Here is a 9,348-nt window from a genome sequence, read left to right as displayed (position 1 = left end):
CTCAGACTGTGCTAGAAGTCATTTGGATGTAGATGTACAGGATTATAAGAAACAAAACGAAGTCACTACAGCTGACATCGAAGAAGCATTAAAAACACAGGATGAAGTATACTATCCAAAAAGACATGGTGCAGATGGATATCACCACTATAAAGAAGACATTAAGCTATTTGCAGAAATGGGTTTTAAAGTATTCCGTTTATCTATTGCCTGGGCAAGAATCTTCCCTAATGCAGATGATGCAACACCTAATGAAGAAGGTTTAAAGTTTTATGACGATGTATTTGATGAATGTTTAAAATATGGTATTGAACCATTAGTCACTATTTCTCACTATGAACCACCTATTAATCTTGTATTAAATTATGATGGATGGTATTCAAGAGAAGTCATTGATATGTTTGTACGTTATTGTGAAGTGATTGTAGATAGATATAAGGATAAAGTAAAATACTGGCTTACTTTTAATGAAGTAGACTCTATGATCAGACACCCATATACAACAGGTGCACTTATTAAAGATCGTTTCCCAGGTAAGAACTTTAATGAAGTGATCTTCCAGGCAATGCATCATCAGTTTGTAGCCAGTGCACTTGCAACTAAGATCGTACATGAAGCAAGACCTGATGCTAAAGTAGGTTGTATGTTAACAAAGCTTACTTACTACCCATATACATGTAAACCTGAAGATGTTTTACAGGCACAACAGGATATGAGAAGTACATATTGTTATAGTGATACACAGGTATTTGGTGAATATCCAGCATACTTATTATCTAAATTCAAGAATGAAGGCATCAATATCAAGATGGAACCAGATGACTTAAAGATTATGAAAGAATATCCAGTTGATTTTGTTTCATTCTCTTATTATTCATCTAGCTGTGTCGCTAAAGATGACAATGGTTTAAAGAAGACTGCAGCTAATACTAATGTAGCTATTAAGAATCCATATATTCCATCATCTGACTGGGGATGGCAGATTGACCCTATTGGTTTAAGAATCTCTTTAGTAGACTTATATGACCGTTATAGAAAGCCATTATTTGTAGTAGAAAATGGTTTAGGTGCTAAGGATGAATTAGTGAATGGTACTGTAGATGATCAGTATAGAATTGATTACTTTGATGCACACTTTAAAGAAATGTATAATGCGATTGTAGAAGATGGTGTAGACCTCATGGGTTATACATCTTGGGGATGTATTGATATTGTTTCTGAATCTACAAAACAGATGTCTAAACGTTATGGTTTCATCTATGTAGATTGTGATGATTTAGGTAATGGTACTTATAAACGTTATAAGAAGAAATCATTTGATTATTATAAACATGTTATTGAAACAAATGGTGCATGCTTATTTGAAGACTAAAGGTAGTGTTTTACTACCTTTTCTTTATGTCGAAAGAATGGTATTATTGAATGGTAAAGAAGTGAGGTATATATGAGAGAAAATTATGATGTAATTGTAGTAGGTGCTGGTCCAGCAGGAATTATGGCAAGTTATGAATTCGTATTAAAGAATCCTAACTTATCAGTATTATTAATTGATAAAGGAAGAGCAGTGACTGCAAGACATTGTCCTATCAAAGATAAGAAAATCAAACAGTGTCCAGTGATCAAGGATAATGAACCAGGTTGTTTACCAGCATGTTCTATTACATGTGGATTTGGTGGTGCTGGTGCTTATTCTGATGGTAAGTTTAATATTACAAGTGAATTTGGTGGATGGCTTACTGATTATCTTCCAGCAAATGAAGTAGAAGATGTAATTCGTTATGTAGATAGCCTATATTTAAAGCATGGGGCAACTAAAGATATTACTGACCCAACTACAGACAAAGTAAAAGAAATTGAACACAGAGGCTATGCAGTAGGTTTAAAGTTATTACGTGCTAAGGTTAGACATTTAGGTACAGAAGAAAACTTACGTATCATGACTGAAATGCAGGAAACATTAAAGGAACATATTGATATCCAGTTTAATACAGAAGTAGAAGATATTATTGTAGAAGATAATACAATCAAGGGTATCAAACTTGCAAAGGGTGATAACATTACAGCCTCTAAAGTATTACTTGCACCAGGTAGAGATGGTGCGACATGGTTAGACTCTATCTTTAAGAAACATGGCTTAGATCTTTATAACAACCAGGTAGATATTGGTGTACGTGTAGAAACATCTAATATCGTTATGGATGAAATCAATAAGAACTTATATGAAGGTAAGTTCATCTATAACACATCTGTAGGTACAAGAGTAAGAACATTCTGTTCAAACCCTAGTGGACATGTTGTAATAGAAAACCATGAAGGGACAATGATGGCCAATGGACATGCTTATCATGATCCTAAATTAGGTTCTGACAATACTAACTTTGCATTATTAGTATCTCATATATTCTCTGAACCATTTAACCAGCCTAACGAATTTGCCCATCAGGTGGCTCAACTAGCAAATAAACTTTCAAATGGTTCTATTATCGTACAGAGATATGGTGATATCAAAAAGGGTAGAAGAACAACTGAAAAGCGTTTAAAAGAAGGTTATACAGTGCCCACATTACCAGAAGCTGTTCCAGGTGATTTAGGTCTTGTATTACCATATAATACAATGAAATCAATCGTAGAAATGATTGAAGCATTAGATCACGTAACACCAGGTATTGCGAATGAACATACATTACTTTATGGTGTAGAAGCTAAATTCTATAGTGCAAGACCAAAGGTAAGAGAAGGATTTGAAACTCTTGTAGATGGTTTATATGTTGCTGGTGATGGTGCAGGTTTAACACGCGGACTTGCTCAGGCAGGTGCTAACGGAATCTTAGTTGCAAGAGATATTATTAAAAGATTAGGAGAATAATGATGGAATACGGATTACATGATATTATTGAAATGAAAAAGTCTCATCCATGTAAGAAATCCACACAATGGGAAATCGTAAGAATGGGTGCGGACATTAAAGTGAAATGCATGGGTTGCGGTGCAATTATCATGTTTTCACGAAGAGATTTTGAAAAGAGATTAAAAAAAGTTATTGAACACAAAGAAAGTGAATAACTTGACTCTATCAAAATAAATGATTTAATTGACTTAGAAAAGGATAACTGATGTAGAAAAATCGGTCTCGTCTAACACGCCGTATATCTAATTAGATATATGCCGGATGAGGGATGCCCATTCTTAGAAATGGTTCGACCGTCCCTCCAGTTATCCTTTTTTTTATGCTCCATTTAGTAAGATGGAGTCTTTTTTAGTATATAATATATGAAAGGGGTGATTATATGGACATACTACTATCACGTATTATTCGTTATCTCAATGGTGTGATTACTGATGATAGAAAATATCGTACTGCCTTATTTATGGTAGAACACTATCAAGAATTAAGATGTAAGACATTAGAAGAAATTGTGAAGGAATCTGAGTATACAGAGGAAGATATAATGACCTTTATTGGATACTTAGGATATCATGATTATGAAGACTTCAGAGAAAGACTCATGATGGATCAGGATCTTCGTTCAAGTCAGATGCAGTTAAGACTACTCCATACTGATATTGATGGAATGATCAGTTCTCTTCATATTTCAGGTTCAAAAGAAGACTTCTTGAATCTTGTTGATCACTTAGCTGAAATCATTTATGAAAATGGAAGAATCATCCTAGCAGGAGGTTATTCACCACTTAGTGTGACTGTAGACTTTCAGACAGATATGATCAGCATGGGTAAGCAGGCAATTGAATATCATCAATTTGATAAGAACTTCAAGTTCAAAGATACTGATGTTGTTTTCTTCTTAACTGCTACAGGGCGAGCTTTGAGTCATGTATCTAAATCTTTAAAAGAAAAAGGTCTATGTGAATCACATATCGTCCTCATGACACAGAATATCAAATATAAGAATTATGATTCTATCTGTGCAGATGATGTCGTACATGTATTAGGTACATTTGATGGTATTGAATTCAATTATCAGATCATGCGTTTATTTGATTTGATTCGTATTCGTTACTATACAAAATATTTCATTTAACACAAAAACGAGAGGTAATTATGCCTCTCGTTAATTGTTGATATGTTGATGACTGACAAAGTCAGTATGTTCTAAGGTTTTAAAAGTATAGCCATTAGCTTGATAGTATTCAATAATTGCAGGTAATGCCTGTACTGTAGTTGTTTTAGTGGCTGTATCATGCATTAAAATACAGACACGTGGTAGTCTTGACTTAGAACTTTCAATAATACGTGCAGGATTTACTGAACGTCTTGTCGCATCATTAGAAGATACATTCCAGTCATAATACTTATAGCCTTTCTTTTCTACTTCCTGTGCAACTTTAGCCATAATTCCCTGTGAATAATGTCTTGATATCGTATTAGAACTTCCTCCAGGGAAACGGATCAATTTGCTGGTACGTCCTGTTTGTTCTTTGATGATTTTCTCAATATTACCTAAATCCTCAAAATAAGTTTCTTCACTTTGATAAATACTATACTTATGTGTATAACTATGTGCACCAATGGCATGTCCTTTTAAATAAGCTGTACGAATATAGCTCTGGTAACGGGCATTTTCACCAGTCACAAAGAATGTTGCTTTCACATTATATTTATCGAGAATATCTAATACTTGAGGTGTGTTATGAGAAGGTCCATCATCAAAAGTAAGATAAACTTCCTTCACTTCATCAGCATGTACAGGACTATAAACAAGACTGATGAGAAGCATGAAAGCTATCGCAATATTTATCTTTTTCATGAGCACATCTCCTTTACCGGATATCATTATACACACTTCTCTGTGTAATAGTTATGTAATCTACAAAAGTTCAATAATAAGACTAAGCACCATGCCAGCAGTCACATCACTAATATGATGAAGACCACTTAAAACCCTTGTAATGGCAGTTAAAAATGCGAATATAAGCATCACTATACCAATATATAAATCAAAATGAATCGCAGTAAATGCGATAATAAATGCACTTGCAGCATGTCTAGAAGGGAAAGAACATCCTTCACGATGTTCAAAGAGTGGAGTGACTTCTAAGTAGTCATAGGGACGTGATTGATTAATCAGTTTTCTAATCACTGTCACAATAAGAAATGCAGTACAAGGCTTAATAATCGCATAAATAAGATAATCATCATGAGTCATATAGAAACCAATGAGTAACATCACATAAGAGGCCATCATGATATATTTTAATGCGATTGTAAGAAATCCTACCACTTTTTTATAAGTAGGATGAGACCATAAAAATTGATTGAGTCTTTCATATATATTATTCATTTTATCACCTTCCTCATTATACCATTCATTCATTGCAATTTAACGTTAAGTATAATAAAATAATGTAGATTAAAAGGAGTGAATATAAATTATGTCATTAACTGCAGGAATCGTTGGTTTACCAAACGTTGGTAAATCTACATTATTTAATGCGATCACAAACGCACAGGTAGAAGCAGCCAACTACCCATTCGCAACAATTGACCCTAACGTAGGTGTTGTTGAAGTACCAGATCATAGATTAGATGATCTTGCTGCAATCTTTAATCCAAAGAAGACTATCTATACTACATTTGAATTTACAGATATTGCCGGACTTGTAAAAGGTGCCTCTAGAGGTGAAGGTTTAGGAAATAAATTCTTAGCTAACATCAGAGAAACAGATGCAATCTGTGAAGTAGTAAGATGTTTTAGAGATAAGGATATTACTCACGTTGATGGTTCAGTAGATCCAGTGCGTGACGTTGAAACAATCAATCTTGAACTTGTTATGGCTGATTTAGAAACAGTGGACAAGAGAATTGGTAAGATTGAAAAGAAAGCTCAGACTGGTGATAAAGAAGCTAAAGCTGAAATGGAAGTATTAGCACCATTAAAAGAAGTATTAGAAGCTGGTAAGATGGCTCGTACGCTTACTTTTAATGAGGAAGAAATGGTTTATGTAAAACAGTTCAACTTATTAACTACTAAGCCTATGATCTATGTAGCAAATATGGGTGAAGAAGATATCGAAGATCCAAATTCAAACCCATACTATATTACTTTAAAAGAATATGCTGCAAAAGAAGGATGCGATGTTGTTCCTATCTGCGCTAAGATTGAAAGTGAATTAGCTGCATTAGATGCAGAAGATAAAGCTATCTTCATGGATGATTTAGGAATCAAGGAAAGTGGTTTAGATAAGCTTATTAAAGAAACATATGCTTTATTAGACTTAAAGACTTTCTTTACTGTAGGTCCTGATGAATGCCGTGCTTGGACATTTACTAATGGTATGACAGCACCAGAAATGGCCGGTATTATTCATACAGATTTCCAGAAAGGTTTCATTAAAGCTGAAACTTATACTTATGATGATATGATGCAGTATAAGAGTGAAGTGGCTTTAAGAGAAGCTGGTAAGATCAGACAGGAAGGAAAAACTTATAAAGGACTTGATGGTGATATCATGTTCTTCAAGTTTAACGTATAATGAAAATCATTAGACGTATTCTTCTTGTAATATGTTTAGCTGTCTTTCTATATAGTGCAGGTAATCTTGCAAAAATTGGATATAAATATCATAAGTTAGACTCTGACAACAAAAAGCTACAAGAAGAAGTTGTAACTGAAGTGAAGCAGGATTCACCACTAGATAGAAAAATTGATTTTAATCAATTAAAGAGTATTAATGAAGATATTGTAGGATGGATTTATATTCCTAATACAAACATTGATTATGCTTTATTAAAAGGAAAAACAAATGATACATATATTCATACAAACTATGAAAAGAAGTATTCATTTGGAGGTAGTATCTTCTTAGATGAAGACAACGATGCCTCAATGACTGATAGTAATACAATTATTTATGGTCATAATATGAAGAATGGTTCAATGTTTGCGAATATTAAGAAGTTTACAGATCAAGATTACTTTAATAATCATCCAGAAGTATATATTTATTTACCAGATGGCAGCATTAACGTATATTCTATCTATAGTACTAAGATCATTAATGCAACAAGTGATTATTACTTGAAGGATATTGATTATGCAAGTTATGTGGCTAATGCGAAATCATCCGCTAAACAATCAAGAGATGTAGATACACAAAATACAGCACCATTACTGCTTTTATCTACTTGTTATGCGCATGATACGCCAACACGTAGTGTTTTATTTGCAAGACTAGAGAAAAACGTAAAGTAATTTACGTTTTTTTATATATAATGTAATAGAGGTGATTCATGATGTATAGCGCAATTATATTATGTGCAGGGAGTGGTAAGAGAACAGGTCTTGGTTACAACAAGATGTTCTATCAATTACAGGGAGAGACTGTATATGAAAAGACAGTGAATGTCTTTTTACATGATAAGAGATGTGAAGAAATCATTATTGTATGTAAAAAAGAAGAACAGTCACATTTCAAGAAACTATTAAATAAGAAATGTATGAAGTTTGTAGAAGGTGGAAAAGAAAGACAGGATTCTGTTTATGAAGGATTAAAACATGTCACAAGTGATTATGTAATGATTCATGATGGCGCAAGACCTTTTGTGAAAAAAGACCTTCTAGACCGTTTGGTAGTAGGTATGGAAGAACATAAGGCAGTGCTTGCGATGGTGCCATGTAAAGATACAATCAAGCGTGTAAAGGATGGTAAGGTAGTAGAAACACTTATTAGATCTGAACTGATGCAGGCACAGACACCACAGGCTTTTGATACAGTACTTATTAGAAATGCTTATAAAGAAGCCATTGAAAATAATATTCAGGCAACAGATGATGCGTCTATGTTGGAATTACAGGGTAAAGATGTCTATGTTGTAGAAGGTGATTATGACAATATTAAAATCACTACGAAAGAAGATCTAAAATAGTTAAAAAAACTTCGATTTATCATTGCTTTTTTGATTTTCTTGTGATAGTATGAACGAGCATGTAAAATATTACTGCCTGTCTAGAAGTATTCTAGACCGTCAAGACCAGAGGAGGTAAAAAAATGAACAAGTATGAAATTATGATGATTTTAAAACCTGATTTAGAAGATGATGCTAAGAATGCAGTATTAGATGGTTTTAAAGCAATCTTAACTGAAGGTGAAGGTGTTGTTGATAACGTTGACACTGAAAAGTTAGGCTTACGTGAATTAGCTTACGAAATCAAAGATTATACTAAGGGATTATATGTAGTAATCGATACTCATACAACTCCAGAAGCAATCGCTGAATTCGAACGTTTATCACGTATCAACCCAAGCGTATTACGTCACTTAACTTTAAGAAGAGACTAAGAAGAGGTGAGGGCGAATGCTTAACCGTGTCGCATTAGTCGGAAGACTTACAAGAGATCCTGAATTAAGAAGAACAGGTAATGGTACAGCTGTAACAAGTTTTACTTTAGCAGTTGATCGTAACTTCTCAACAAGAGATGGTCAGGAAGCTGATTTCATCAACTGTGTTGTATGGAGAAAACCTGCTGAAAATGTTGCACAGTATTGCAGCAAGGGTTCACTTGTATCAGTCGATGGTCGTATACAGACTCGTAGTTACGACAATAATCAAGGCCAGAGAGTTTATGTAACAGAGGTTGTGGCTGATTCAGTTCAGTTCTTGGAAACAAGAGCACAGAGAGAAAGAGCTCAGCAGAGTGCACCTATGATGCAGCAACCTACAATGACTCAGCAACCTAGACAAAACAACAATGACTTCTATGATATGAAGACAGTGGATCTAGATAAAGATTTTGATGATTCAGTGAATTCATATGATATCATGGATGACGATATTCAATTCTAACAGGAGGAAACAACAATGGCTTTCAGAAGACAGAGAATGGGTAGAAGAAAAGTTTGCTACTTCACTAAAAACAAGATTGACTACATCGATTATAAAGATGTTGAACTTTTAAAGAGATTTATCTCAGCTAACGGTAAAATCATCCCAAGACGTGTAACTGGTACAAGCGCTAAGTATCAGAGAAAACTTGCTAGAGCAATCAAGAGAGCAAGACAGATGGCTTTATTACCATACGTTGGTGAATAATTCTAACCTATGAACCTTGATGTAAATCAAGGTTTTTTTGTTTGTTGAGGATTTTTGATACTATATTGAATAATCTAAAGATCAGGCACGTTTAATGGTTGTAAGTCAAAGAGGTTATCTACCTGTTGATCACATAGGGGACTTGGCTGAACCGATGGAAGGTATAAAAAGAATAAGACTACATTATAAGAGTAAACCTATTCAAAGAAACTACTTTGCCTGCTGGTCTAAAGAGAATACGAATTATTACATAGAAGAGTTTGTGCAAATATATAAAGATCTATTACATAAGTAAAACT

At 34.0% G+C, this 9,348-nt stretch carries 13 protein-coding genes; 11 read left to right on the top strand and 2 right to left on the bottom strand.

The genetic code is table 11. The features are described 5' to 3' along the window. The 4 genes from ACT8VG_RS03940 to ACT8VG_RS03925 form a co-directional block, all read left to right on the top strand. A partial coding sequence (locus tag ACT8VG_RS03940; protein ID WP_444195247.1) for a family 1 glycosylhydrolase occupies window positions 1-1,372 on the top strand: 1,372 nt, incomplete at its 5' end. A gap of 72 nt (window positions 1,373-1,444) precedes the next feature. After that, a complete protein-coding gene (locus ACT8VG_RS03935) occupies window positions 1,445-2,866 on the top strand; it encodes an NAD(P)/FAD-dependent oxidoreductase (RefSeq protein ID WP_217106069.1) in 1,422 nt (473 codons plus the stop codon). 2 nt (window positions 2,867-2,868) lie between these two features. Continuing rightward, window positions 2,869-3,063: a DUF951 domain-containing protein gene (locus tag ACT8VG_RS03930; protein ID WP_217106070.1), complete on the top strand. Its 195-nt coding sequence runs from the start codon at window positions 2,869-2,871 to the stop codon at window positions 3,061-3,063. A gap of 224 nt (window positions 3,064-3,287) precedes the next feature. Then, window positions 3,288-4,040, top strand: coding sequence for a MurR/RpiR family transcriptional regulator (locus ACT8VG_RS03925; protein WP_217106071.1), 753 nt, complete (start codon window positions 3,288-3,290; stop codon window positions 4,038-4,040). Between the two features lie 30 nt (window positions 4,041-4,070). On the opposite strand, the gene ACT8VG_RS03920 is transcribed toward ACT8VG_RS03925, so the two are convergent. Next, window positions 4,071-4,766 carry a polysaccharide deacetylase family protein gene (locus tag ACT8VG_RS03920; protein ID WP_226793199.1) on the bottom strand — a complete coding sequence of 232 codons (696 nt, stop codon included), beginning with the start codon at window positions 4,764-4,766 and terminating at the stop codon, window positions 4,071-4,073. A 60-nt stretch (window positions 4,767-4,826) separates the two neighbouring features. After that, window positions 4,827-5,300 carry a phosphatase PAP2 family protein gene (locus tag ACT8VG_RS03915; protein WP_217106073.1) on the bottom strand — a complete coding sequence of 158 codons (474 nt, stop codon included), beginning with the start codon at window positions 5,298-5,300 and terminating at the stop codon, window positions 4,827-4,829. A 91-nt stretch (window positions 5,301-5,391) separates the two neighbouring features. On the opposite strand from ACT8VG_RS03915, the gene ychF reads away from it, so the two are divergent. The 7 genes from ychF to ACT8VG_RS03880 all read left to right on the top strand — a co-directional run bounded on the left by ychF (window position 5,392) and on the right by ACT8VG_RS03880 (window position 9,344). Then, complete coding sequence (ychF, locus tag ACT8VG_RS03910; RefSeq protein WP_217106074.1) at window positions 5,392-6,492, top strand: redox-regulated ATPase YchF; 1,101 nt, start codon at window positions 5,392-5,394, stop codon at window positions 6,490-6,492. Then, window positions 6,492-7,211 carry a class B sortase gene (srtB, locus tag ACT8VG_RS03905; RefSeq protein ID WP_117459110.1) on the top strand — a complete coding sequence of 240 codons (720 nt, stop codon included), beginning with the start codon at window positions 6,492-6,494 and terminating at the stop codon, window positions 7,209-7,211. Before ychF ends, srtB begins: the two co-directional genes overlap by 1 nt. Before the next feature lie 41 nt (window positions 7,212-7,252). Then, entirely contained in the window at window positions 7,253-7,885 is a 633-nt protein-coding gene (gene ispD / locus ACT8VG_RS03900) for a 2-C-methyl-D-erythritol 4-phosphate cytidylyltransferase (RefSeq protein WP_117459109.1), read from the top strand. Window positions 7,886-8,007: 122 nt separating this feature from the next. Next, window positions 8,008-8,298, top strand: coding sequence for a 30S ribosomal protein S6 (gene rpsF / locus ACT8VG_RS03895; RefSeq protein WP_117459108.1), 291 nt, complete (start codon window positions 8,008-8,010; stop codon window positions 8,296-8,298). Between the two features lie 16 nt (window positions 8,299-8,314). Further along, complete coding sequence (ssb, locus tag ACT8VG_RS03890) at window positions 8,315-8,803, top strand: single-stranded DNA-binding protein (protein WP_117459107.1); 489 nt, start codon at window positions 8,315-8,317, stop codon at window positions 8,801-8,803. A gap of 15 nt (window positions 8,804-8,818) precedes the next feature. After that, window positions 8,819-9,049, top strand: a complete 231-nt coding sequence (rpsR, locus tag ACT8VG_RS03885; RefSeq protein WP_006505606.1) for a 30S ribosomal protein S18 — start codon at window positions 8,819-8,821, stop codon at window positions 9,047-9,049. 154 nt (window positions 9,050-9,203) lie between these two features. Further along, the gene (locus ACT8VG_RS03880; protein ID WP_444195246.1) at window positions 9,204-9,344 is read left to right on the top strand and encodes a hypothetical protein; all 141 of its coding nucleotides are present in this window, start codon (window positions 9,204-9,206) and stop codon (window positions 9,342-9,344) included. The last annotated feature ends 4 nt before the right edge of the window (window positions 9,345-9,348 follow it).

Source organism: Catenibacterium sp., from assembly GCF_052354645.1.
Classification (GTDB): domain Bacteria; phylum Bacillota_I; class Bacilli_A; order Erysipelotrichales; family Coprobacillaceae; genus Catenibacterium; species Catenibacterium mitsuoka_A.
This window is presented reverse-complemented; position numbering and strand designations above follow the sequence as displayed.

What these genes read in the sequence shown, in the direction of transcription:
- ACT8VG_RS03935 (WP_217106069.1), top strand. Translation starts at nt 1,445, where the DNA reads ATGAGAGAAAATTATGATGTAATTGTAGTAGGTGCTGGTCCAGCAGGA.
- ACT8VG_RS03930 (WP_217106070.1), top strand. Translation starts at nt 2,869, where the DNA reads ATGGAATACGGATTACATGATATTATTGAAATGAAAAAGTCTCATCCA.
- ACT8VG_RS03925 (WP_217106071.1), top strand. Translation starts at nt 3,288, where the DNA reads ATGGACATACTACTATCACGTATTATTCGTTATCTCAATGGTGTGATT.
- ACT8VG_RS03920 (WP_226793199.1), bottom strand. Translation starts at nt 4,766, where the DNA reads ATGAAAAAGATAAATATTGCGATAGCTTTCATGCTTCTCATCAGTCTT.
- ACT8VG_RS03915 (WP_217106073.1), bottom strand. Translation starts at nt 5,300, where the DNA reads ATGAATAATATATATGAAAGACTCAATCAATTTTTATGGTCTCATCCT.
- ychF (WP_217106074.1), top strand. Translation starts at nt 5,392, where the DNA reads ATGTCATTAACTGCAGGAATCGTTGGTTTACCAAACGTTGGTAAATCT.
- srtB (WP_117459110.1), top strand. Translation starts at nt 6,492, where the DNA reads ATGAAAATCATTAGACGTATTCTTCTTGTAATATGTTTAGCTGTCTTT.
- ispD (WP_117459109.1), top strand. Translation starts at nt 7,253, where the DNA reads ATGTATAGCGCAATTATATTATGTGCAGGGAGTGGTAAGAGAACAGGT.
- rpsF (WP_117459108.1), top strand. Translation starts at nt 8,008, where the DNA reads ATGAACAAGTATGAAATTATGATGATTTTAAAACCTGATTTAGAAGAT.
- ssb (WP_117459107.1), top strand. Translation starts at nt 8,315, where the DNA reads ATGCTTAACCGTGTCGCATTAGTCGGAAGACTTACAAGAGATCCTGAA.
- rpsR (WP_006505606.1), top strand. Translation starts at nt 8,819, where the DNA reads ATGGCTTTCAGAAGACAGAGAATGGGTAGAAGAAAAGTTTGCTACTTC.
- ACT8VG_RS03880 (WP_444195246.1), top strand. Translation starts at nt 9,204, where the DNA reads ATGGAAGGTATAAAAAGAATAAGACTACATTATAAGAGTAAACCTATT.